We start from the raw sequence: 23,079 nt of genomic DNA on the forward strand, positions 1-23,079 counted from the left end.
CCAGCTCCTAGACTCAGACTTTTTCAGCGCGCACGCATTGATGACCATCAAGTGAACGACGCGCATCGGTCTGGCCGGGCATCGCCTGCGCTCCAATCATTCATCTGTCACTGACCCAAGGTTCTCCATGGCTCAATACGTCTTCACCATGCATCGGCTGGGCAAAGTTGTTCCGCCGAAGCGGGAAATCCTGAAAAACATTTCGCTGTCTTTCTTCCCCGGCGCCAAGATCGGCGTACTCGGCCTCAACGGTTCGGGTAAATCCACGCTGCTGAAAATCATGGCCGGCGTCGACACCGAGTTCGAAGGCGAAGCGCGCCCGATGCCGGAACTGAACATCGGTTACCTGCCGCAAGAGCCGCAACTGGATCCGACCAAGACCGTGCGTGAAGTGGTCGAGGAAGCGGTCAGCGTGATCAAGGATGCGCAAGCGCGTCTGGACGAGGTCTACGCCGCCTACGCCGACCCGGACGCCGACTTTGACAAGCTGGCCGCCGAACAGGCCAAGCTCGAAGCGATCCTGCAGGCCAGCGACGGTCACAACCTGGAGCGCCAGCTGGAAGTCGCCGCCGATGCGCTGCGTCTGCCGGCCTGGGACGCCAAGGTCGAACACCTGTCCGGTGGTGAAAAACGTCGTGTGGCCCTGTGCCGTCTGCTGCTGTCCGCCCCGGACATGCTGCTGCTCGACGAACCGACCAACCACCTGGACGCCGACTCCGTTGCCTGGCTCGAACACTTCCTGCACGACTTCCCGGGCACTGTGGTCGCGATCACGCACGACCGTTACTTCCTGGACAACGTTGCCGGCTGGATTCTGGAACTCGACCGCGGCGCGGGCATTCCTTACGAAGGCAACTACTCGGGTTGGCTGGAAGCCAAGTCCGATCGTCTGGCCCAGGAATCCAAGCAGCAATCGGCCCACGAAAAAGCCATGAAGGAAGAGCTGGAGTGGGTGCGCAAAGGCGCCAAGGCCCGCCAGTCGAAATCCAAGGCTCGTCTGCAACGCTTCGAAGAAATGCAGTCGCAGGAATTCCAGAAGCGTTCGGAAACCAACGAGATCTACATCCCGGCCGGTCCGCGCCTGGGTGACAAGGTCATCGAATTCAAGAACGTCACAAAGGGCTACGGCGATCGCGTACTGATCGACAACCTGTCGTTCTCGATGCCCAAAGGCGCCATCGTCGGCGTGATCGGCGGTAACGGTGCCGGTAAGTCGACCCTGTTCCGCATGCTGATGGGCAAGGAAACCCCGGACTCCGGCAGCATCGAGATCGGCGAAACCGTGCAGCTTGCCTGTGTTGACCAGAGCCGCGAAGACCTGGACGGCAGCAAGACCGTGTTCCAGCAGATCTCCGACGGTTCCGACCAGATCCGCATCGGCAACTACGAGATCCCGTCGCGTACCTACGTCGGTCGCTTCAACTTCAAGGGCGGCGATCAGCAGAAGTTCGTCAAGGACCTGTCCGGTGGTGAGCGCGGTCGTCTGCACCTGGCGCTGACTCTGAAGGAGGGCGGCAACGTCCTGCTGCTCGACGAACCGTCCAACGACCTCGACGTTGAAACCCTGCGTTCCCTGGAAGAAGCCCTGCTGGACTTCCCGGGCGCCGCCATTGTGATCTCTCACGATCGGTGGTTCCTTGACCGCGTCGCGACTCACATCCTGGCGTACGAAGACGACTCGCAAGCGGTGTTCTTCGAAGGCAACTACACCGAGTACGAAGCCGATCGCAAAAAGCGCCTCGGCGAAGCAGCGGCCCAGCCACACCGGGTACGCCACAAGAAACTGGCCTGATCACAGGTTGGTTGCATGAAAAAGCGGAGCCTTCGGGCTCCGCTTTTTTTTGCCTGCAATGCAGACTGTTTTATACCTTGTGTACTATTTGTTTTCATAAATGCGACATTTTTGTCTGTTGCTGTGTACATGTGGTTTGTTACAGTCCGGCTCAATCGCTTCCAACGACAACAAATCTGCCGAGACTTTTCCCATGATCGAATCCGTCGAATCCTTCCTCGCCCGTCTGAAAAAGCGCGATCCGGATCAACCCGAATTCCACCAGGCCGTCGAAGAAGTCCTGCGCAGCCTGTGGCCGTTTCTCGAAGCCAATCCGCACTATCTGACCTCGGGGATTCTGGAGCGCATCTGCGAGCCGGAGCGGGCGGTGGTGTTCCGGGTGTCGTGGGTCGACGATCAGGGCAAGGTGCAGGTCAATCGCGGTTTCCGCATCCAGATGAACAGCGCTATCGGCCCATACAAGGGCGGTTTGCGCTTCCATCCTTCGGTGAACATGGGCGTACTGAAATTCCTCGCCTTCGAACAGACCTTCAAGAACTCCCTGACCTCATTGCCCATGGGCGGCGGCAAGGGTGGCTCGGACTTCGATCCGAAGGGCAAGAGCGACGCAGAAGTCATGCGTTTCTGCCAGGCATTCATGAGCGAGCTGTACCGGCACATCGGTGCCGACGTGGACGTGCCGGCCGGTGATATCGGTGTCGGCGCTCGGGAAATCGGTTTCCTGTTCGGCCAGTACAAGCGCCTGAGCAACCAGTTCACCAGCGTGCTGACCGGCAAGGGCATGACCTACGGCGGCAGCCTGATCCGTCCGGAAGCCACCGGTTTCGGTTGCGTGTATTTCGCTGAAGAAATGCTCAAGCGCCGCGAGCAGAGCGTCGAAGGCAAGCGCGTGGCGATCTCCGGTTCCGGCAACGTCGCGCAATACGCGGCTCGCAAAGTGATGGATCTGGGCGGCAAGGTGATTTCCCTGTCCGACTCCGAAGGCACGCTGTATTGCGAGGCGGGCCTGAGCGAAGAACAGTGGCTGGCGCTGCTGGAACTGAAGAACGTCAAGCGTGGGCGGATCAGCGAATTGGCGTCCGCCTTCGGCCTGGAGTTCCGCGCCGGTCAGTTGCCATGGTCGTTGCCGTGCGACATCGCGCTGCCATGCGCGACCCAGAACGAACTTGACGCCGAATCCGCCCGCACTTTGCTGCGCAACGGCTGCATCTGCGTGGCCGAAGGCGCGAACATGCCGACCACCCTCGAGGCTGTGGATATCTTTATCGAGGCCGGGATTCTGTTTGCGCCGGGCAAGGCCTCGAATGCCGGCGGCGTAGCGGTCAGTGGGCTGGAAATGTCGCAGAACGCCATGCGCCTGCTGTGGACCGGGGGCGAAGTGGACAGCAAGTTGCACGGGATCATGCAGTCGATCCACCACGCCTGTGTGCACTACGGCGAGGAAAACGGCCGGATCAACTACGTCAAAGGCGCGAACATCGCCGGCTTCGTCAAAGTCGCCGACGCGATGCTCGCCCAAGGCGTGGTTTAAGCAACCGGGTTCAAGAGCGCTCGATGCGGATCACTTCGATCAGTTGATCGCCTGCCGGGCGCTGCCACAGCACTTCATCGTTGAGCCGCGCGCCAAGCAGCGCACGGCCCAGCGGTGAGGCCCAGTTGATCAGGCCGTTGGCCGCATCGGCCTGGTCTTCACCGACCAATTGCACCCGGTGCTCGGTGTCGTGTTCGTCGGCGTAGGTCACCCAGCTGCCGATCTGCACCTTGTCGGTAGATGTCGGGGCCGGTGCGACCTGAGCGCTGGCGACCCGTTGATTGAAATATCGCAAATCCCGTTCGAGATCGGCCAGCCGCTGTTTGTCAGCCTGTTCGCCCTTGGCCGACTGCTCGGCGTGCAGGCTTTGCAGCTCGGCGACTTTCGCCTGCAACTGGGCAAACCCTTGCGGCGTGACGTAATTGGGCTGTGTGCTGACCTGCCGTTCGACCGGCTGATCGGCTTGCGCAGCGGCATTGTCTTCGTTGACGAAAGCGCGACTCATGGTGGGCTCCTGTTATAGCCGTTGGGCCATGGTCGCAGGCAAAAGGTTTCGCTGGATGTCTGGAAGCGACCTACGGCGAACGATAAGCCCGCGCGGCGCCCTGATCCTTCTCCTGCTGCCAGGCGCGCTCGCGTTCGTCCCAGTGTTCGTTGCGATACTGTTCGCGGTCCTTGTTTTCCAGCATCGCCTGACACTGGCGGAAGCCGTCGCTCCAGCCTTCGGCGTATTGCTTGTCCTTGAGATAACGCGGCACATTCTTGCGAAATTCGCCGCTGATCGAACCGGCGGCCTGACGACCGCTGATGCACCCGTCATCGAAACCGTCGGCGAACGCCGGTGGATAACCCTTGGCAATCAAGTCTTCGTGGGTGCTCTGACAGCCACCCAGCAACAGCAACACGCCCGCAAACACCGCACACCGCCACATCACACTCTCCCGGGCCGTCATACGGCTGATAGGGAAAGTCTAGAAGCGGATTCGTCGATGGGGCGTGAAAGAAAGATCAAAACCTCAGTAGTGATACCACTTCACTTCCAGCATCACTTCGGTCTCCGGTGTTGCCAGATGGCTGAACTCGCGCTGCGCACTCAGGCGCAGGCCGAGGTTGCGCGACAGTTCCCACTGTTGGTTCAGACTCAGGCTACGGCGCACTTCACCGTTGAAGAAGTAATCGCCTTTGGCCTCCAGGCTGAGATTGCCCAACGGGTTTTTCCACAGTACGCCGGTATTGAAACCGCCTGCGGGGGAAACGAACTCGGCGAAATCATTGTTGTGTTCAACGCGCACCGTGCCGAGGGCAAAACCCAGCACATCGTCGCCCAATGCCCAGGTTCCGCCACCGCCACCGTTGACGTGGCTGACCAGCGTCTCGTCGTCATGCTTGCCCGGTACACGTTCAAGACCGCCGGTGACTTGCCACGACAATGGCTGCAACAGCGCGTTGCGCGGTGTCAGTGAGCGGATGGTCGCCAGATCCAGTTGCTGGAATTGCCAGTGATTGCCTTCGTACTGGCGCAGCTTCATTTGCAGGATTTCGATCTGTGCGCCGAGGGGGAAGCTCTCGGCGTTGTCGTTGAGATCGTGATAGGCCATGCGCAAGCCGTACTCGCCGAATGCACGGTCACCGCGGGTGCCGAGACCGGCCTGCCAGGTGCGCGATTCATGGCCGTCCTCGGGCAGGCCAGGTTGAGGAATTTGCAGCTCCGGCGCCGGGTTCTTGTTGATCGCTCGCAGCAATTCGAAACTGCGTTGCGCTCGCTGTGGATCACGCTCCTGGCCGTTGGCGCGGTAGCGCTCCAGCCGATACGCCGCGTCGACGATCAGCGCTTGCCGGGCCCGAGGCAGGGCCTTGAATGCCGAGTCCTGAAGTTGCTGCTGGTCGGCGCTGACTTTCAGCACCCAGTCCTGTTCTTCGCCGCTCAGGGGCTCGGCACGGCTGAGCAGTTCGCGCTCGCGGGACGGACGATATTCGATGTGCTCGACCAGCCCAGCTTCCTTCACCGCTTTGACGGTGTCGGTGGGGATCGCCGTCAGCGGGAATTGTTCGGTCAGGCGCAGGCTCGGACGCGCGACCTGCAACAGTTCGAGCAGGCGATAGGAGCAGTTTTCATCGAAGAAGAAATAGTCGAACTGGATCTGCTTCAGCTCCCACACATGCTCGACCATGCGCGCGGTTTCGGCTTGCGTCAGATTGAGCCGGTACTCCCACAGGTCGCGGTTTTCCAGGCTGCGGTATTCCGAGAGTTTTTCCTGATAAGGCACGAGTGCGAACAGTCCCGGATAACCACCCATCAGGCCTTTCCAGGCGTAAAGAATGCTGTTGTCCGAACCTTCGATGTAGGCGCCGAAGTTGATCGCGTAACTGAGCAGCGAAGTCTTGTCGCTCTGCACGTCGGCCTGGTCGATGCGCAGCAGGGTATGGCCGAACATCGACGACGGGCTGTTGAGGTAGGCCGCCGGGAAAATCATCACCGCGCTGTGGGGCGAGACGTCCTTGAACCATTTCTTGAATTCGGCGCAGTCCGGCGTCGGCAGGTCGGTCAGGTTCAGTTGATCTTTCAACCAGCGGGTGCGTGCCGGGTAAACGCACTGTGCGTGTCGCTCACCGAGACTGGCCGGGGCGTACAACGCCTGCACGGTGGCGGCCAGTTCATGGTCGGGGTGTTCGTTGCCGTCGGGGGCGAGGAAGAATTTTTTGTCGCTGACGTAGCTGCGCCAGCCACCGAGCTTGGCGGTTTCGTAATGACCGAGGGAAATCCAGAAGCGGTCGTTGGCCAGTTGCTGCAAACGTTGAGGGTCGATGTGAGGCGCGGCGGACAGCGGGGCGCAGACACACAGCGCCAGCCAGGCAAGGCGTTTGAGCATAAATGGCAACTTAAGTCGAAAAGAAACAAAGCCCGGGAAGGGCGGGCCGAAAAAATAAAACCCGCTTCCCGAAGGAAGCGGGTGGGTCGAGCTTAAGCCTGAGTCGCGTACTTGGCCAGACGTGGGTCTGCCTTCAGAACGGCCAGGGTGTTGGTATGCACGTCTTCAGCGGTCACGTCAGCCTTGCTGAAGATCTGCTGGAAGTGCTCGTGAGTGACGGCGGCGAAGTGCGCACGGTCTTCCGGCGCCACGCCCAGTACCACGGCATAGGTCGTCAGCGCTTCGCCGTTGCCTTTTGCCATGTCTTCGGACAGCTCGTTCATCATGCCATTCATGGCAAACCAGGATTTGCCGCCATAGGTCAGCGAAGCGTTGGTGGAGCAGCCGTTGGTGCCGGACGTCATGCCGAACGTCGCGTTGCCGGAGGTGCCGTTGGTGGTGGATGCCAGGAAGTGTGCCGGGGTGCCACGCTGACCTTCGAACAGCATGTTGCCCCAACCGCAATCCGGGCCGCCTGGAGCTTGCGCCATGGCGTTGATGGATACAGCGGTGAAGAGAGTACCGAGAAGAATCCGTTTCATAGCTTTGTTCTCTTTGTGTGCATACCAATGGACAGGGTTCTGGCCGGCTCTAAACGTAAGCTGCCTGCGCGACGATCATGCTGCGTTGAAAACAGGCTCGGAATGCTCATGTAGGACCCTACACTCCGCTTCCTCGCCTGTTTTCGCCTTGCCTGATCGCCGCTCGGCGAGCTTACGTTCAGAGCCAAACGAAGCCAGTGGGCCGGTATTAGTTCCAGCCGCGCAGTTTGGAGTTTAGGCACGTTCCGAGGGTTCCGTGAGTTTTTGCACAATATTTGGAATAAACCCCGGTTTCACGAGGCGGCGCCGCGTGCAGGGCGGTTGTCTATGCTTTGTCGTGTGGCGCGCCTTGCCAGTGGGGCTCGGGCAGCGCCAGAATGCCGCTATCTGCCCCGCCTGATTGTTAAGGAAGCCCGATGCCTGATCCTGTTGCTGCCAGCTTGCGTCTAGCGCCCGAAGCGCTGACCCGTCCGTTTTCCGCTGAACAGTTCAGCTTCACTACCACCAATGATCTGGAGCCCTTTCGCGGTGTGCTCGGCCAGGAACGTGCGGTCGAAGCCTTGCAGTTCGGTGTGGCCATGCCACGCCCCGGTTACAACGTATTTGTCATGGGCGAGCCCGGCACCGGCCGTTTCTCGTTCGTCAAACGCTACCTGAAGGCCGAAGGCAAACGCCTGCAGACCCCGGCGGACTGGGTCTACGTCAACAATTTCGATGAGCCGCGCGAACCCCGCGCTTTGGAGCTGCCATCGGGCAGCGCCGCTGCTTTCATCGGCGACATCAACGGCCTCATCGACAACCTGCTGGCGACCTTTCCTGCGGTGTTCGAGCACCCGTCCTACCAGCAGAAAAAAAGCGCCATCGACCGCGCCTTCAACCAGCGCTACGACAAGGCGCTGGACGTCATCGAACGTCTGGCCCTTGAAAAAGACGTCGCCCTGTACCGCGACAGCAGCAACATCGCCTTCACCCCGATGCTTGAAGGCAAGGCGCTGGACGAAGCCGAGTTCGCCCAGTTGCCGGAGGCCGAACGCGAGCGTTTTCATGACGACATCTCCGGCCTCGAAGAGCGCCTGAACGAAGAGCTCGCCAGCCTGCCGCAATGGAAGCGCGAGTCGAGCAACCAGCTGCGTCAGCTCAACGAAGAAACCATCACCCTGGCCTTGCAGCCCTTGCTCGCACCGCTGTCGGAAAAGTACGCGGAAAATGCGGCCGTCTGCGGTTACCTGCAAGCGATGCAGGTCTATCTGCTGAAAACCGTGGTCGAGCAACTGGTCGATGACAGCAAGACCGATGCGGTCGCGCGCAAACTGCTGGAAGAGCAATATGCGCCGAGCCTGGTGGTCGGCCATCCGGCCAGCGGCGGTGCGCCGGTGGTCTTCGAGCCGCATCCGACCTACGAAAACCTGTTCGGCCGCATCGAGTACACCACCGATCAGGGCGCGCTCTACACCACCTATCGCCAGTTGCGTCCGGGTGCGTTGCACCGCGCCAACGGTGGTTTCCTGATTCTTGAAGCGGAAAAAATGCTCGGCGAGCCGTTCGTATGGGATGCGCTCAAGCGCGCTCTGCAATCGCGCAAGCTGAAGATGGAATCGCCGCTGGGCGAGATGGGCCGTTTCGCCACCGTGACGCTCAACCCGCAGCACATTCCGTTGCAGGTCAAAGTGATCATCATTGGCGCGCGTCAGCTGTATTACACGCTGCAGGACCTTGATCCGGACTTCCAGGAGATGTTCCGTGTTCTGGTGGACTTCGACGAAGACATCCCGATGGTCGACGAAAGCCTGGAGCAGTTCGCCCAGTTGCTTAAAACCCGCACTTCCGAAGAAGGCATGGCACCGTTGACCGCCGACGCGGTGGCGCGCCTGGCAACTTACAGCGCGCGTCTGGCCGAACACCAGGGGCGTTTGTCGGCGCGGATCGGCGATCTGTTCCAGTTGGTCAGCGAGGCGGATTTCATCCGGCATCTGGCCAACGATGAAATGACCGACGCCGGCCACATCGAGCGTGCCCTGAAGGCCAAGGCCACCCGCACCGGCCGGGTGTCGGCGCGGATTCTCGACGACATGCTGGCGGGGATCATCCTGATCGACACCGACGGCGCCGCAGTCGGAAAGTGCAACGGCCTGACCGTGCTCGAAGTCGGCGACTCGGCGTTCGGCGTGCCGGCGCGAATTTCCGCCACGGTGTACCCGGGCGGCAGCGGCATCGTCGACATCGAGCGCGAGGTCAATCTCGGTCAGCCAATCCACTCCAAGGGCGTGATGATCCTCACCGGGTATCTGGGCAGCCGTTACGCCCAGGAATTCCCGCTGGCGATTTCCGCGAGCATCGCGCTGGAGCAATCCTACGGCTACGTCGATGGCGACAGTGCGTCGCTGGGCGAGGCGTGCACGCTGATTTCGGCGTTGTCGAAAACCCCGCTCAAGCAGTGCTTCGCGATTACCGGTTCGATCAACCAGTTCGGCGAAGTGCAGGCGGTGGGCGGGGTCAACGAGAAGATCGAAGGCTTCTTCCGTCTCTGCGAAGCGCGCGGGCTGACGGGCGAGCAGGGCGCGATCATTCCCCAGGCCAACGTTGCCACGCTGATGCTTGATGAAAAAGTACTGGCGGCGGTGCGTGCCGGGCAGTTCCACGTTTACGCGGTGCGTCAGGCCGACGAAGCGTTGAGCCTGCTGGTGGGCGAGCCGGCCGGTGAGCCGAACGAAGAGGGCGAATTCCCGGAAGGCAGCGTTAACGCGCGGGTAGTGGAGCGTCTGCGGGTGATTGCCGAGATGATCAGCGAAGAGGATCTGAAAGAAGCCGAGAAGGAATTGGCGCAGGAAGCGCTGGCGGAGGCCAAACCGGCGTAAGCCAGGCAGCCTTCAAAAAACGGGAGCCTAGTGTTCCCGTTTTTTGTTTTGTCGCGAACGTCGGCAAAAGTGCCATCACTCTGGCGTCAATATTCACACAATGACCATTCGGCGCCTTCTGGTTCTGTGCGGCTTGCGCGGCGGACTTTTCTTCTATTCTCTGCTCAAGGACATCGACAGTATCACTGGATCGAAACAGCTCTTCAGCAAGGGCTGAACACCGGCTTTACCGAGGGTCGCCGCCATGTCGCGCAACCTCTGCCTCACCCGTCAGTGCCTGGGTCTCGTGACCCGTATCGAATGCGCCATCAAGCCGTTGGCCGGCGATAACGGCATGTGGACGTTGCTCTTCGCCGCCGGCATGGCCGGTGAACAACCTTCCGCCATCAAGGCCCAGGGCCCGTTCCACGGACCGATCGCCGCCGAGTCGATTCTCGACACCATCGTTGAAAGCCTGACGATGCACGGCTATGAATTGGCCAATGATCCACAGATCTGGTCGTTGCATCTGCAGGCGCAGTTGCGGCAGATCAACGGTGGACGCGGACGCAGCATCGGCACTTTCGATCACTAGGTCATCAGCGCCGACCATTAGCGTCAATCAGGGCGCAGCGCCTTGTCGAGTTTGACCTCAAAGCCGTATTGCACGGTGGCGAGGTCGGTTCGCTGGTAGGTTTCAACGTGCGTCGGACGGCCGTAGAAATAATGCACGCCGAATAACGCCGGCCCTTCCGTGCTCGCGTCGTGGCTGACCGACAGAATCCGCTTCAGGTAATGACCGCTGTCGTCCTTGACGAAGAATCGCCATTCGTTGGCGGGGAATCGCTTCAAATCCACCACCAACGCGTTGTTCCTGATTTCCAGACCTTTAGGCAGGGCCTTGGCTTCATAAGCCTGTTTGTCCACCGTGGCCAGGAACAACGGCATCGAGCCGACGGCAATCGCCGGGGTTTCCGGGAACAGGTTCAGGTCGTAGGTGATGGTCGCCTGCAGCGGGTCGACCTGATACGCCTCGGGCGGCAGTTCGATCGGCTCGTCGAGTTTGCCATTGTGTTTTTCAGTGAAGAACGTCACCGGGCTTTCGCCGGGGCTGAAATCGTCGCCGAGCATTTCATCGTTGAAGGTTTTGCGGTGGTCGAACTCAATCCGCGCGGCGCTCGGTTCTTCAACCGACTGGCGGATATGGACGCCGCTTTTCAGCTGTTCTTCAGTCAGGGACGCGCCCTTGAGCCAGTCGGGCGCGAGGTCATCGTAGACGGTGATCGGCAGGTCGAGCGGCTGCACGGTTTTTTCCGTGGTGTGCGGATCGAATTCGCGCACGGGCAGATCCAGCGCCTTGCGGGTGACGGTTGCTTCGGAAAAATCCAGCAGGCTGACTTCGAGGGTGTCGATCGGGCCGTTGAAGTACACCTTGTTGTAGTGGCGCGGATGCTGCTGTTCAAAGGCCTGTTGTTCATCGTCCAGCTTTTTTTCCAGCGTCTCGCTCCAGGATTTTTGCTGTTGCAGGTAGGCCAGCTGCTTTTGATAGAACGCCACCTGCTCGGGGTTTTCATTGATGGCGCCGGCGCGCACCAGAAACTGGCCCGTCGAGTCGCGGGCCTGGACGATCAACGGATTGAGCCGGGTATTGGCGACTTCCGGGGCGAGCGGCAGTTGGTTGCTGAACTCGAGTTCGGCGTAGTGTGTGTCCAGTTTCAGCAAGGTCACGCTGAGGTTGCCATCGGAGCGGGTCTGGCCGACGTCCTTTTTATCCAGATTGAAACTGTGCAGGCGTTTCGGGACGATGACTTCCACCTGGCCTTGCAGGCTGACCGGGCGCGGCAGGTTCTTCTTGTCGACATTCAGTCCTTCGATGAAAGGGTAAGTGACAGTCAGGTCATCGGGGTTGGTGACGTTGGAACTGGAAGGACTGAGCTGAATGCCCGGATCGGTTTCCGACCATTCCGGTTGATAGGCAATCACCCGTTTGTTGCTCAGGGTCACCGAGTGCCACTCCACGCCATGGGGGAACAGAAAGCCGCCGGGGATGTTGAGATTGAAGGGGAACACCGGTTGCAGATCGGTGAGGTAATCGGAACTGGAATCCTTGTGCAGCACGAACAGGCCATTGATGAAGGTATCGACCAGCGTCTGTGGCGTGGGGTAGTGCCTGAGCACGCCGAGGGCGTCTTCGCCGTATTCGGTAATGGACGGTTTGTTGTCGAGCTTCTGTTGCGCGCGCTCGAGCAACAGCAGCGAACCGCCGAGTTCGGTCACGGCGTCCTTGAGTTTGGGGTCGGTGATGGCGTCCAGCGACTGCTCGAACTGCGCAGTCTTTTCTTCAAGACTGACGGCAGGCTTTTCATCGCCGGGCGAACACCCGCCAAGCAACAGGGCAAAGCAAATTCCGGCAGTCGTTATCGGCAATCGCACATCCATTTCCCGTCTTCCTGTGCACTGTCGCTGGGCTGTCAATGGTTTGGACACTAGCAGAAAAACTTTGACACACACACGCAGGTGGCGGATTTCCGGGCGGTTTCTGGCTGTCATGGGCGGCTGGTATACTCGCCGCCGATTTCAACCCTTCTTGTGTGAGAGTCAATGGAACGCTTTATCGAAAATGCAATGTACGCCACGCGCTGGCTGCTGGCGCCGATCTACATCGGGCTGTCCCTCGGGCTGCTGGCGCTGGCATTGAAATTCTTCCAGGAAGTGTTTCATGTCATTCCCAACGTTTTCTCCATGGCCGAGTCCGAGCTGATTCTGGTGCTGCTGTCGCTGATCGACATGGCGCTGGTCGGCGGCTTGCTGGTGATGGTGATGATTTCCGGCTACGAGAACTTCGTCTCCGAGCTGAACATCGATGAAGGCAAGGAAAAGCTCAGCTGGCTGGGCACCATGGACTCCTCGTCGCTGAAGATGAAAGTGGCGGCGTCGATCGTTGCAATCTCTTCGATCCATCTGCTGCGGATTTTCATGGATGCCAAGAACGTCGATCCCGAGCACCTGATGTGGTACGTGATCATCCACATGACCTTCGTGATCTCGGCGTTTGCCATGGGTTATCTGGACAAGCTCACCAAGCACTGATGAGCTGACGACTGCTGTAACAAAACCGCCCGTCTGTTGCGAAACAGACGGGCGGTGTCGTTTGTGGCTTGTACTTTGATCCGCCGAGGCATATCCCTGTAGGTCTCAAGGCTCGTCACCGCGTGAGGTGCGTTCATGAACCTGCAAGAGTTGAATGCGTTTGCCGTCGCCAGAAAGGTCGACGAACTGAACCTGATCTCCATGGAAGGCGGGATCTATCTGCTTGAAGCCCGGATGCATGGCGCAGCGTACCCGCTGAGCGACCCGCAAGGGAAAATGCTGACGCTGCGTTCGGTCGAGCATGCCCGGGATCTACTGCATAACTTTCCGGTGCTGCCGTTCAACCTGGTACACACCTCGGTGCACGATGAAATGTGCGGTCTTGGCGCCAGTGGCGAAGAGAGCCTGAAGGTGCCGCTGGCCTGGCGATCCGCGCTGTAGGCGCTGGGGCCTGATCACTGCCGGAACATCTGTGCTAGTCTGCTCGCCCTTTTGGTTCCGGGCGCGCCGGGACGCGCTGTGTACGCACGGCAGGTCCTGAGGCCGTCCGCACAGCGGAGCAGTGTCATGTCCGAAGTAAATCTGTCCACCGACGAAACCCGCGTCAGCTACGGTATCGGCCGTCAGCTGGGTGACCAGCTGCGCGACAACCCGCCACCGGGTGTCAGCCTGGACGCCATCCTGGCCGGCCTGACCGACGCATTCGCCGGTAAGGAAAGCCGTGTAAGCCAGGAAGCCATGTCCGCCAGCTTCAAGGTGATCCGCGAGATCATGCAAGCCGAAGCCGCTGCCAAGGCTGAAGCCGCCGCTGGCGAAGGCCTGGCATTCCTGGCTGAAAACGCCAAGAAAGAAGGCATCACCACCCTGGCTTCCGGCCTGCAGTTCGAAGTACTGACTCAAGGTGAAGGCGCCAAGCCATCCCGTGAAGACACCGTGCGTACTCACTACCACGGCACGCTGATCGACGGCACTGTGTTCGACAGCTCCTACGAGCGTGGCCAGCCGGCTGAATTCCCGGTTGGCGGCGTTATCGCTGGCTGGACCGAAGCCCTGCAACTGATGAATGCCGGCAGCAAATGGCGTCTGTACGTGCCGAGCGAACTGGCTTACGGCGCTCAAGGCGTTGGCAGCATCCCGCCGCACAGCGTTCTGGTGTTCGACGTCGAGCTGCTCGACGTTCTGTAATCCCGTTACCCTGCACAAGCGTGGCTTGTGCAGGGTTTCTCCGCCGTTCTCATACTTCGATCTTGTTGTGCAGTTCACTGGTCGGGCGCAAGGCCCGGGCATAGCAGAACAGGAACAGATTGCGCACCAGCTCCTTGAGCACCAATGGCTCGCTGGAACTCAGGCCGCTGACGTCCAGATCCCCTTGATCCTGCAACTCGTGCAGGGCTTCTTCTTCCAGTACGGCACAGACTTCACCGGTTTCCCGATGCAGGATCCTGAGGTACGGGTGCGGGCGATCCAGCCAGGCGTCGATCAAATAAGTCATGGGTCTCATCTCCATTGAAAGGGTTTCAATGAGAATAATTCTTATTCGTCAAATAGCAAGCGCCTATTGGCGGTTTGTGATTTTTTGCGGGTAAAGATTGCGTAAGGTCAAAACGGCTGGCGTTTGGCTATTGCGAGGATTTGTTGGGGATTGCGGGGGAGGGCGAAGCTCCATCCCACGACGGGCGCGGGATGGAAGACAGCAGACTCAGACTTTTCTGACGAACTCGGATTTGAGTTTCATCGGGCCGATGCCGTCGATCTTGCAGTCGATGTCGTGATCGCCATCGCACAGGCGGATGTTCTTGACCTTGGTGCCGACCTTGACCACCAGCGAGGTGCCCTTGACCTTCAGGTCCTTGATCACGGTGATGGTGTCGCCGTCCTGCAGGACGTTACCCACCGAATCTTTCTTCACGGCATCATCGGACGCCACTTCGGCTTCACCGCCGGCAGACCATTCGTGGGCGCACTCCGGGCACACCAGTTGGGTGCCGTCTTCGTAGGTGTATTCGGAATTGCATTTCGGGCAGGGTGGCAACGTGCTCACTAAGGCTCCTTGGAGAGGGGATCGCTAAAAGTCGCACATTGTATAGGGTTTTAGCCGCTGATGGCAGGCAACAAAAAACCGCAGGCTCCGACGGGGGGCTGCGGTTTTTTGATGATGCGGCGTTGATCAGTGCGTGCGGGCGACCGCGAACTCGCTCAGCTCAACCAGTGCATCGCGGTATTCGCTGGCCGGCAGCGCGTCGAGGCACTTGATCGCACGGGCCACGTAATCACGGGCCAGTTGCGCGGTGTATTCCAGTGAACCGGAGGCTTCCACGGCGATGCGGATGCTTTCCAGGTCTTCGATCCCGCCTTTCTGGATCGCCTGGCGTACCAGGGCGGCTTGCTCTGGCGTACCTTCGCGCATGGTGTAGATCAGCGGCAGGGTTGGCTTGCCTTCGGCCAGATCGTCACCGACGTTCTTGCCCAGGGTTTCGGCGTCGCCCTTGTAGTCGAGCAGGTCGTCGACCAGTTGGAACGCCACGCCCAGGTGATCGCCGAAAGTGCGCAGGGCTTCGCTCTGCTCGGCGGTGGCACCGGCCAGCGCCGCGGCACTGTGGGTCGAAGCCTCGAAGAGCATCGCGGTCTTGCCGCGGATGACTTCCATGTAGGTTTCTTCGGTGGTGCTGGCGTCGCGGACCTTGGACAGTTGCAGCACTTCGCCTTCGGCGATGATGCGCGTGGCCTGGGACAGGATCTTCATCACCGGCATCGAGCCCAGTTCGACCATCATCTCGAACGAGCGCGAGTACAGAAAGTCGCCCACCAGTACGCTCGGGGCGTTGCCCCACATGGCGTTGGCGGTGGAACGGCCACGGCGCATGCCGGACATGTCGACCACGTCGTCATGCAGCAGGGTGGCGGTGTGCAGGAATTCGATGGTGGCGGCCAGCAGGCGCATGTCGTCGCCTTCGCGACCCAGGGCCTTGCCACACAGCAGCACCAATAAAGGACGCAGGCGTTTGCCGCCGGCCGACGTGATGTAATCGCCGATTTTCGATACCAGCGGCACTCGGGAAGTCAGCTGCTTCTTGATGATGCCGTCGACGGCGCTAAAATCGTCCGCCACCGCGCGGTAGAAAGCTTGGGGTTGCATCAGCGACAGGTGCTCCAGAAGGGTTGCGCGGCATGCTAGGACCCACGTCCGGGCCTGTCAAGGCGCGATGGACGGCCCCTTGCATGACTTCGAAGGCTTGCGTACAATCGCGCACCCTGAACTTCCTGGGCAGCACCTGCCTTACGCAATTGCACTTGGGCCGTTCCAGCCCCATGCAGCCATGCCAGCCAATACCTCTTCTTATAAAGAGCTGGGTGAGCAGGATTATCGGAGAAATACCATGTACGCAGTAATCGTTACCGGCGGTAAGCAATACAAGGTCGCTGAAGGTGAATACCTGAAGATCGAAAAACTGGAAGTCGCCACTGGCGAATCCGTGACTTTTGACCGCGTTCTGTTGGTCGCCAACGGCGACGACGTGAACATCGGCGCACCTGTTGTTGCTGGCGCAACCGTCAAGGCTGAAGTGATCTCCCAAGGTCGTCACGATAAAGTCCGCATCATCAAGTTCCGTCGCCGTAAGCACCACATGAAGCGTATGGGCCACCGCCAGTGGTTCACCGAGATCAAAATCACCGGTATTCAGGCTTAATTACAGCCTAATTCCTCACTAGGAGAATTGAACTCATGGCACACAAAAAAGCTGGTGGTAGTACCCGTAACGGTCGCGACTCAGAAGCCAAACGCCTTGGCGTGAAGATGTATGGCGGCCAGGTCATCAAGGCCGGCAACATCATCGTGCGTCAGCGCGGCACCCAATTCCACGCTGGCTACGGCGTTGGCATGGGTAAGGATCACACCCTCTTCGCGAAAATCGAAGGCGTGATCAAGTTTGAAGTAAAAGGCGCCTTCGGTCGTCGTTACGTGAGCGTTGTCGCAGCCTAACTGCGAGAGTGCTGGAGAAGCCCTGTCTTGCGACGGGGCTTTTTCGTTTGTGGGGTGAGTCTCTTGCAAAGCTGTTTGTATGGGCTGCCGGCGTGCGATGCAGGTCGTGGATTGGGGTCGCTGCGCTCATTTTTGCAAGAGTCTTATGTCTTGATTGTTTTTCGGCTCGTCCGTACGGCGAGAGGCGTTGGTTATGAAGTTTGTTGATGAAGTATCGATCCGCGTAAAGGCTGGCGACGGCGGCAATGGCTGCATGAGTTTCCGTCGGGAAAAATTCATTGAAAACGGCGGCCCGAACGGTGGTGATGGCGGTGACGGCGGTTCCATCTACATGATGGCCGACGAAAACCTGAACACCCTGGTGGACTACCGTTACACCCGGCACTTCGATGCCGAGCGTGGCTCCAACGGCGGCAGCACCGACTGCACCGGCAAGAAGGGTGAAGACCTGATCCTGCGCGTGCCGGTCGGCACCACCGTGATCGACTCCGCCACCCAGGAAGTCATCGGCGACCTGACCAAGGCCGGTCAGAAACTGATGGTGGTGCAGGGCGGCTGGCACGGTCTGGGCAATACCCGTTTCAAATCCAGTACCAACCGTGCGCCGCGCCAGACCACGCCGGGCAAGCCGGGCGAGCAGCGCGACCTGAAGCTGGAAATGAAAGTGCTGGCCGACGTCGGTCTGCTGGGTCTGCCGAACGCCGGTAAAAGTACCTTTATCCGCTCGGTGTCGGCTGCCAAGCCGAAAGTTGCCGATTACCCGTTTACCACTCTGGTGCCGAACCTGGGTGTGGTCAGCGTTGATCGCTGGAAAAGCTTCGTCATCGCCGACATTCCGGGTCTGATCGAAGGCGCTTCCGACGGTGCCGGTCTGGGGATTCGTTTCCTCAAGCACCTGGCGCGTACCCGTCTGTTGCTGCACCTTGTCGACATGGCGCCACTGGATGAAAGCAGCGCTCCGGACGCCGCTGAAGTGATCGTCAACGAGCTGATCAAGTTCAGCCCGTCGCTGGCCGAGCGTGACCGCTGGCTGGTGCTGAACAAGTGCGACCAGATCCTCGAAGAAGAGCACGAAGCGCGGGTCAAGGAAATCGTCGATCGTCTGGAGTGGACCGGTCCGGTCTACGTGATCTCGGCCATCGCCAAAGAAGGCACCGAGCGCCTGACGCGCGACATCATGCGTTATCTGGAGGATCGTGCCGATCGCCTGGCCAATGACCCGGCCTACAAGGAAGAGCTGGCCGATCTGGATCAGCGCATCGAAGACGAAGCCCGTGCGCAGTTGCAGGCGCTGGATGACAAGCGTGCCCTGCGTCGCAGTGGCGTGAAGTCGGTCCATGACATCGGCGACGATGACTGGGACGAAGAAGATGTGGATGACGAAGACGGTCCGGAAATCATTTACGTGCGTGACTGATTCGTTGCAGTAAACTTAAGCGCCGCTCAATCGAGCGGCGTTTTAGTATCTGGAAATCGATTGTTGGTCACGAAGAACCACGAATAACGTCACGGGCAGTGCCAGGTCGCGCTGCCCTCAAGCTAAGGTTGAAGATGATGCGGAGCAAGGTGACAGGTGCGCAGCGTTGGGTCGTGAAGATCGGCAGCGCTTTGCTGACAGCGGATGGCAAAGGGCTGGATCGCGCGGCAATGAGTGTCTGGGTCGAGCAGATGGTGGCTTTGCACGAGGCCGGCGTCGAGCTGGTGCTGGTGTCCTCCGGGGCAGTGGCGGCGGGCATGAGTCGCCTCGGCTGGACTGCGCGACCCAGTGCGATGCACGAGCTCCAGGCCGCCGCTGCAATCGGTCAGATGGGCTTGGTGCAGGCCTGGGAATCGAGCTTTGCCGAGCATGGCCGGCATACTGCGCAGATTCTCCTGACCCACGACGACCTGTCTGACCGCAAGCGCTACCTGAATGCCCGCAGCACCTTGCGTGCGTTGGTCGAGCTGAAAGTCATCCCGGTGATCAACGAGAACGACACCGTAGTTACCGACGAAATCCGCTTCGGTGACAACGACACGCTCGCGGCGCTGGTTGCCAATCTGGTCGAGGCCGATCTGCTGGTGATCCTGACGGATCGCGACGGTATGTTCGACGCCGATCCGCGCAATAACCCTGACGCCCAGCTGATTTACGAAGCGCGCGCCGATGATCCGACGCTGGATGCGGTGGCGGGCGGTACCGGTGGTGCGCTGGGGCGTGGCGGCATGCAGACCAAGCTGCGCGCGGCGCGGCTGGCGGCGCGTTCCGGGGCGCACACCATCATTGTCGGCGGGCGTCTGGAGCGCGTGCTCGATCGTCTGAAGGCGGGTGAGCGGATTGGGACGCTGCTGTCGCCTGAGCGCGGCATGCTCGCGGCGCGCAAGCAGTGGCTGGCCGGTCATCTGCAAACCCGTGGCACGCTGGTGCTGGATGATGGTGCGGTTTCCGCGTTGTCCCAAGGCAACAAAAGCCTGTTGCCGGTCGGGGTCAAGCTGGTTCAGGGCAGTTTCCGTCGCGGCGAAATGGTGGTGTGCGTGGCGCCGGACGGTCGTGAGATCGCCCGTGGCCTGGCCAACTACAGCGCGCTGGAAGCACAAAAAATCATCGGTCAGTCGTCGGATGCGATTGTCGGTTTGCTGGGTTACATGGCTGAGCCGGAACTGGTTCACCGTGACAACCTGATTCTGGTGTAAGGAAAACGCGATGCGCATGGCAAAAGGATTGTTGGGGTTGTTGATGGTGTTGCCGTTGCTGGCCTCGGCCGAGGAAATCGGTCAGGTGTCGACGGTGTTCAAATTTGTCGGGCCGAACGACCGGATCGTGGTCGAGGCATTCGATGATCCGAAGGTTGAAGGTGTGACCTGCTACCTGTCGCGCGCCAAGACCGGTGGTGTGAAGGGTGGGTTGGGTCTGGCCGAGGATCGTGCCGAGGCGTCCATTGCTTGCCGCCAGGTCGGGCCGATCAACTTCAGGGGTGAGTTGAAGGATGGCGAAGAGGTGTTCAAGGAGCGTACCTCGCTGGTGTTCAAGACCATGCAGGTGGTGCGCTTCCTCGACAAGAAGCGCAATACGCTGGTGTATCTGGTCTACAGCGATCGCCTGATCGAGGGTAGTCCGCAGAATGCGGTGACTGCGATTCCGATTTTGCCGTGGGCGTCAGCTCATTAATCACGCGTAAAAAAAGAGGAGCCGATTGGCTCCTCTTTTTTTTGGCCTTGATTTCAGCAAATCGCAGGCAATAAAAAACCGACCCTGAGGTCGGTTTTTTAATGACTACGTCGCTTAGGCAGCTTCTTTCAGTGCCTTGACGTGGCCATTCAGACGGCTCTTATGGCGAGCAGCCTTGTTCTTGTGGATGATGCCTTTATCGGCCATACGGTCGATAACTGGCACAGCCAGAACGTATGCAGCTTGAGCTTTTTCAGCGTCTTTTGCGTCGATGGCTTTAACTACATTCTTGATGTAGGTACGAACCATGGAACGCAGGCTGGCGTTGTGGCTGCGACGCTTCTCAGCCTGTTTTGCACGTTTTTTGGCGGAAGGTGAGTTGGCCACCGTCGAGCTCCTCGAAAGACTTTTTAGGAAATAGCAAACAAAATAGGCCGCGAATCATGCCGATGAGTTGAAGTCTTGTCAAGGGCGCTTGAAACGTTCCGCTAAGTGGTAGGCGTGGTGCGACGGGATATTTCTTTCCGGCGTGTGACCTGTAAACTCGCGAGCTTTGGCTCTGTGCTGTTGCGGCGCGGAGTATCGCACAAGTGGGCGCGTTATTCGCCTGCTGTTTATCGACAGGCACACATTCCTTCAATGAATCTGCTCAAATCGTTGGCCGCCGTCAGCTCTATCACGATGCTTTCCCGGATTCTCGGGTTTGTTCGCGACACGCTCATCGCCCGCACCTTCGGCGCCGGAATGGCGACCGACGCCTTCTTCATCGCCTTCAAACTGCCCAACCTGCTGCGCAGGATTTTCGCCGAGGGCGCATTTTCCCAGGCTTTTGTGCCGATCCTGGCCGAATATAAAAGCCAGAAAGGCGAAGAGGCGACCCGCACCTTTATTGCCTACGTTTCCGGTCTGCTGACGCTGGTGCTGGCGCTGGTCACCGCGCTGGGCATGATTGCCGCGCCCTGGGTGATCTGGGCCACGGCGCCGGGTTTCACCGATACCCCGGAAAAATTCCAGCTGACCTCCGACCTGTTGCGAGTGACCTTCCCCTATATATTGCTGATCTCCCTGTCTTCCCTGGCGGGGGCGATCCTCAATACCTGGAACCGTTTCTCGGTGCCGGCATTCGTGCCGACGCTGCTCAACGTCAGCATGATCGTGTTTTCGCTGTTCCTGACGCCGTACTTCGATCCACCGGTCATGGCCCTCGGCTGGGCAGTGCTGGTCGGCGGCCTCGCGCAACTGCTCTACCAACTGCCGCACCTGAAAAAGATCGGCATGCTGGTGCTGCCACGTCTGAATCTGCGCGACACCGGCGTCTGGCGGGTGATGAAACAGATGTTGCCGGCGATCATCGGCGTCTCGGTCAGTCAGATTTCGCTGATCATCAACACTATTTTCGCCTCGTTCCTGGTGGCGGGCTCTGTGTCGTGGATGTATTACGCCGACCGTTTGATGGAGCTGCCGTCCGGTGTGCTCGGTGTGGCGCTGGGCACGATCCTGCTGCCGACATTGGCCAAGACCTACGCCAGCAAGGATCGCCACGAATATTCGCGGATTCTCGACTGGGGCCTGCGCCTGTGCTTCGTGCTGGTGCTGCCGTGTGCGCTGGCGCTGGGGATCCTGGCCGAGCCGTTGACGGTTTCGCTGTTCCAGTACGGCCAGTTCAGCGGGTTTGACGCCGAGATGACTCAGCGGGCGTTGATTGCCTATTCTGTCGGCCTGCTCGGGATCATCGTGATCAAAGTGCTGGCGCCAGGCTTTTATGCGCAACAGAACATTCGCACACCGGTAAAAATCGCAATCTTCACTCTGGTGGTCACGCAGTTGTTCAATCTGGTGTTGATCGGTCCGCTGGCCCACGCCGGTCTGGCGCTGGCAATCAGCGCCGGTGCCTGCCTGAACGCCGGGCTGCTGTTCTATCAACTGCGCAAGCAGCAGATGTATCAACCGCAGCCGGGCTGGCTGAAGTTCGGTTTCAAGCTGTTGGTCGCGGTGGCGGTGATGTCGGCGGTGCTGTTGATCGGCATGCATTTCATGCCCGCGTGGGATCAGGGTCACATGCTGGAGCGCTTCCTGCGCCTGGGCGCGCTGGTGGTTGCCGGCGTGGTTGCGTATTTCGGCATGTTGCTGCTGCTCGGTTTCCGCCTGCGCGACTTCAATCGCAAGGCGTTGAGCTGAGGTTTCACCCCTGAAAGACGGGCGCGAGCCGGCAGTTTTGTCGGCTCGATCACTTTGGGTTACGGTGTTGCCTGTCGTCGGCCGTCGGGTGTGGTTATAATCGGCCACTTTATGAGCAAGAAGCGCGTTATGCAGCTGGTTCGAGGCCTCCACAATCTGCGCCCCCAGCATCGGGGCTGCGTCGCCACTATTGGCAACTTTGACGGTGTTCACCGTGGTCACCAGGCCATCCTGGCCCGACTGCGTGAGCGTGCGCTCGAGTTGGGCGTACCCAGCTGCGTGGTGATTTTCGAGCCGCAGCCACGGGAGTTTTTTGCCCCGGAGACCGCGCCGGCGCGTCTGGCCCGGTTGCGCGACAAGCTGCAACTGCTGGCCGCCGAAGGCGTCGACCGGGTCTTGTGTCTGGCCTTCAACCAGCGCTTGAGCAAGCTCAGCGCCAGCGAGTTCGTCGATACCATCCTGGTTGATGGCCTCGGCGTGCAGCATCTGGAGGTCGGTGATGATTTCCGCTTCGGTTGCGACCGCCTCGGCGATTTCGATTTCCTGTTGCAGGCCGGGCAGGTCCACGGCTTTACCGTGGAAGCCGCGCAAACCGTCGAGCTGGACGGCATTCGCGTCAGCAGCACCCAGGTGCGCAACGCGTTGGCCGCCGCCGATTTCGCGCTGGCTGAACGCCTGCTGGGTCGCCCGTACCGGATTGCCGGTCGCGTGCTGCATGGCCAGAAACTGGCCCGCCAACTGGGTACGCCCACGGCGAACATTCAACTGAAACGCCGTCGCGTGCCGTTTACCGGGGTTTATCTGGTCGACGTCGACATCGACGGCAAGACCTGGCCCGGCGTCGCCAATATCGGCGTGCGGCCCACGGTCCAAGGTGATGGCAAGGCCCACCTTGAAGTCCATCTTTTAGATTTTGCCGGCGATCTGTATGACCGGCGTTTGACGGTGGTATTCCACCAGAAGCTGCGTGAAGAGCAGCGTTTCGCCTCCCTGGAGGCATTGAAAACGGCGATCAGCGCGGATGTCGCCGCCGCCCGTGCACTAGCCGCACCTAGCGCCCATCGCTAATGAAG

Annotated in this window: 23 protein-coding genes; 14 read left to right on the forward strand and 9 right to left on the reverse strand. The window is 59.9% G+C overall.

Translation table 11 applies throughout. From position 1 onward, the window contains the following. Nucleotides 1–127: 127 nt before the first annotated feature. Both ettA and gdhA read left to right on the forward strand, forming a co-directional pair. On the forward strand, nucleotides 128–1,792 hold the full coding sequence (gene ettA / locus ACM6JM_RS26825) for an energy-dependent translational throttle protein EttA (RefSeq protein ID WP_007950976.1): 1,665 nt from the start codon (nucleotides 128–130) through the stop codon (nucleotides 1,790–1,792). 193 nt (nucleotides 1,793–1,985) lie between these two features. Then, the gene (gene gdhA, locus ACM6JM_RS26830; RefSeq protein WP_414882768.1) at nucleotides 1,986–3,323 is read left to right on the forward strand and encodes an NADP-specific glutamate dehydrogenase; all 1,338 of its coding nucleotides are present in this window, start codon (nucleotides 1,986–1,988) and stop codon (nucleotides 3,321–3,323) included. Nucleotides 3,324–3,333: 10 nt separating this feature from the next. Here gdhA and ACM6JM_RS26835 read toward each other — a convergent pair whose 3' ends face one another. The 4 genes from ACM6JM_RS26835 to ACM6JM_RS26850 form a co-directional block, all read right to left on the reverse strand. After that, complete coding sequence (locus tag ACM6JM_RS26835) at nucleotides 3,334–3,828, reverse strand: GreA/GreB family elongation factor (protein ID WP_414882769.1); 495 nt, start codon at nucleotides 3,826–3,828, stop codon at nucleotides 3,334–3,336. Between the two features lie 70 nt (nucleotides 3,829–3,898). Beyond that, nucleotides 3,899–4,255: a hypothetical protein gene (locus tag ACM6JM_RS26840; RefSeq protein ID WP_039771731.1), complete on the reverse strand. Its 357-nt coding sequence runs from the start codon at nucleotides 4,253–4,255 to the stop codon at nucleotides 3,899–3,901. A gap of 84 nt (nucleotides 4,256–4,339) precedes the next feature. Next, nucleotides 4,340–6,193, reverse strand: coding sequence for a DUF4105 domain-containing protein (locus ACM6JM_RS26845; protein ID WP_414882770.1), 1,854 nt, complete (start codon nucleotides 6,191–6,193; stop codon nucleotides 4,340–4,342). A gap of 92 nt (nucleotides 6,194–6,285) precedes the next feature. After that, entirely contained in the window at nucleotides 6,286–6,774 is a 489-nt protein-coding gene (locus ACM6JM_RS26850; RefSeq protein WP_007950971.1) for a DUF3015 domain-containing protein, read from the reverse strand. Between the two features lie 416 nt (nucleotides 6,775–7,190). Between ACM6JM_RS26850 and ACM6JM_RS26855 the strand changes: the two genes are divergently transcribed. Further along, nucleotides 7,191–9,629, forward strand: a complete 2,439-nt coding sequence (locus tag ACM6JM_RS26855) for a Lon protease family protein (protein ID WP_074691492.1) — start codon at nucleotides 7,191–7,193, stop codon at nucleotides 9,627–9,629. A gap of 244 nt (nucleotides 9,630–9,873) precedes the next feature. Then, nucleotides 9,874–10,203 carry a hypothetical protein gene (locus ACM6JM_RS26860; RefSeq protein ID WP_007950969.1) on the forward strand — a complete coding sequence of 110 codons (330 nt, stop codon included), beginning with the start codon at nucleotides 9,874–9,876 and terminating at the stop codon, nucleotides 10,201–10,203. A 23-nt stretch (nucleotides 10,204–10,226) separates the two neighbouring features. Here the strand turns inward: ACM6JM_RS26860 and ACM6JM_RS26865 are convergent, their stop codons facing one another. Beyond that, entirely contained in the window at nucleotides 10,227–12,047 is a 1,821-nt protein-coding gene (locus ACM6JM_RS26865; protein WP_414882771.1) for a hypothetical protein, read from the reverse strand. Between the two features lie 162 nt (nucleotides 12,048–12,209). On the opposite strand from ACM6JM_RS26865, the gene ACM6JM_RS26870 reads away from it, so the two are divergent. The 3 genes from ACM6JM_RS26870 to ACM6JM_RS26880 all read left to right on the forward strand — a co-directional run bounded on the left by ACM6JM_RS26870 (nucleotide 12,210) and on the right by ACM6JM_RS26880 (nucleotide 13,883). After that, on the forward strand, nucleotides 12,210–12,698 hold the full coding sequence (locus tag ACM6JM_RS26870) for a TIGR00645 family protein (RefSeq protein ID WP_007950967.1): 489 nt from the start codon (nucleotides 12,210–12,212) through the stop codon (nucleotides 12,696–12,698). Between the two features lie 135 nt (nucleotides 12,699–12,833). Beyond that, nucleotides 12,834–13,139 (forward strand): DUF6482 family protein, encoded by a 306-nt coding sequence (locus ACM6JM_RS26875; protein ID WP_039771723.1) that lies wholly within the window; start codon nucleotides 12,834–12,836, stop codon nucleotides 13,137–13,139. A 126-nt stretch (nucleotides 13,140–13,265) separates the two neighbouring features. Then, nucleotides 13,266–13,883, forward strand: coding sequence for an FKBP-type peptidyl-prolyl cis-trans isomerase (locus ACM6JM_RS26880; protein WP_007950965.1), 618 nt, complete (start codon nucleotides 13,266–13,268; stop codon nucleotides 13,881–13,883). 49 nt (nucleotides 13,884–13,932) lie between these two features. Here the strand turns inward: ACM6JM_RS26880 and ACM6JM_RS26885 are convergent, their stop codons facing one another. From ACM6JM_RS26885 to ACM6JM_RS26895, 3 genes are all read right to left on the reverse strand, one after another. Next, the gene (locus ACM6JM_RS26885) at nucleotides 13,933–14,190 is read right to left on the reverse strand and encodes a hypothetical protein (protein ID WP_007950964.1); all 258 of its coding nucleotides are present in this window, start codon (nucleotides 14,188–14,190) and stop codon (nucleotides 13,933–13,935) included. Nucleotides 14,191–14,397: 207 nt separating this feature from the next. Continuing rightward, the gene (locus ACM6JM_RS26890) at nucleotides 14,398–14,739 is read right to left on the reverse strand and encodes a zinc ribbon domain-containing protein YjdM (protein ID WP_007950963.1); all 342 of its coding nucleotides are present in this window, start codon (nucleotides 14,737–14,739) and stop codon (nucleotides 14,398–14,400) included. Between the two features lie 126 nt (nucleotides 14,740–14,865). Further along, on the reverse strand, nucleotides 14,866–15,834 hold the full coding sequence (locus ACM6JM_RS26895) for a polyprenyl synthetase family protein (RefSeq protein ID WP_007950962.1): 969 nt from the start codon (nucleotides 15,832–15,834) through the stop codon (nucleotides 14,866–14,868). 241 nt (nucleotides 15,835–16,075) lie between these two features. Here ACM6JM_RS26895 and rplU point away from each other — a divergent pair, with 241 nt between their 5' ends. The 5 genes from rplU (at nucleotide 16,076) to ACM6JM_RS26920 (ending at nucleotide 19,828) form a co-directional block, all read left to right on the forward strand. Beyond that, on the forward strand, nucleotides 16,076–16,387 hold the full coding sequence (gene rplU / locus ACM6JM_RS26900; RefSeq protein ID WP_003228361.1) for a 50S ribosomal protein L21: 312 nt from the start codon (nucleotides 16,076–16,078) through the stop codon (nucleotides 16,385–16,387). A 35-nt stretch (nucleotides 16,388–16,422) separates the two neighbouring features. Then, a complete protein-coding gene (gene rpmA / locus ACM6JM_RS26905; RefSeq protein ID WP_003228360.1) occupies nucleotides 16,423–16,680 on the forward strand; it encodes a 50S ribosomal protein L27 in 258 nt (85 codons plus the stop codon). A 193-nt stretch (nucleotides 16,681–16,873) separates the two neighbouring features. Beyond that, nucleotides 16,874–18,097, forward strand: coding sequence for an Obg family GTPase CgtA (cgtA, locus tag ACM6JM_RS26910; RefSeq protein WP_039771717.1), 1,224 nt, complete (start codon nucleotides 16,874–16,876; stop codon nucleotides 18,095–18,097). A gap of 137 nt (nucleotides 18,098–18,234) precedes the next feature. Then, on the forward strand, nucleotides 18,235–19,353 hold the full coding sequence (gene proB / locus ACM6JM_RS26915; RefSeq protein WP_039771715.1) for a glutamate 5-kinase: 1,119 nt from the start codon (nucleotides 18,235–18,237) through the stop codon (nucleotides 19,351–19,353). Between the two features lie 10 nt (nucleotides 19,354–19,363). Further along, nucleotides 19,364–19,828 (forward strand): CreA family protein, encoded by a 465-nt coding sequence (locus tag ACM6JM_RS26920; RefSeq protein ID WP_039771714.1) that lies wholly within the window; start codon nucleotides 19,364–19,366, stop codon nucleotides 19,826–19,828. A 114-nt stretch (nucleotides 19,829–19,942) separates the two neighbouring features. Here the strand turns inward: ACM6JM_RS26920 and rpsT are convergent, their stop codons facing one another. Continuing rightward, a complete protein-coding gene (rpsT, locus tag ACM6JM_RS26925) occupies nucleotides 19,943–20,215 on the reverse strand; it encodes a 30S ribosomal protein S20 (RefSeq protein WP_003228351.1) in 273 nt (90 codons plus the stop codon). Nucleotides 20,216–20,467: 252 nt separating this feature from the next. Here rpsT and murJ point away from each other — a divergent pair, with 252 nt between their 5' ends. Both murJ and ribF read left to right on the forward strand, forming a co-directional pair. Beyond that, nucleotides 20,468–22,006, forward strand: coding sequence for a murein biosynthesis integral membrane protein MurJ (gene murJ / locus ACM6JM_RS26930; RefSeq protein WP_074691489.1), 1,539 nt, complete (start codon nucleotides 20,468–20,470; stop codon nucleotides 22,004–22,006). A gap of 129 nt (nucleotides 22,007–22,135) precedes the next feature. Further along, nucleotides 22,136–23,074 (forward strand): bifunctional riboflavin kinase/FAD synthetase, encoded by a 939-nt coding sequence (ribF, locus tag ACM6JM_RS26935; RefSeq protein ID WP_007959537.1) that lies wholly within the window; start codon nucleotides 22,136–22,138, stop codon nucleotides 23,072–23,074. The last annotated feature ends 5 nt before the right edge of the window (nucleotides 23,075–23,079 follow it).

It is taken from the genome of Pseudomonas sp. IT-P2 (assembly GCF_949767575.1).
Classification (GTDB): Bacteria; Pseudomonadota; Gammaproteobacteria; order Pseudomonadales; family Pseudomonadaceae; genus Aquipseudomonas; species Aquipseudomonas pharyngis.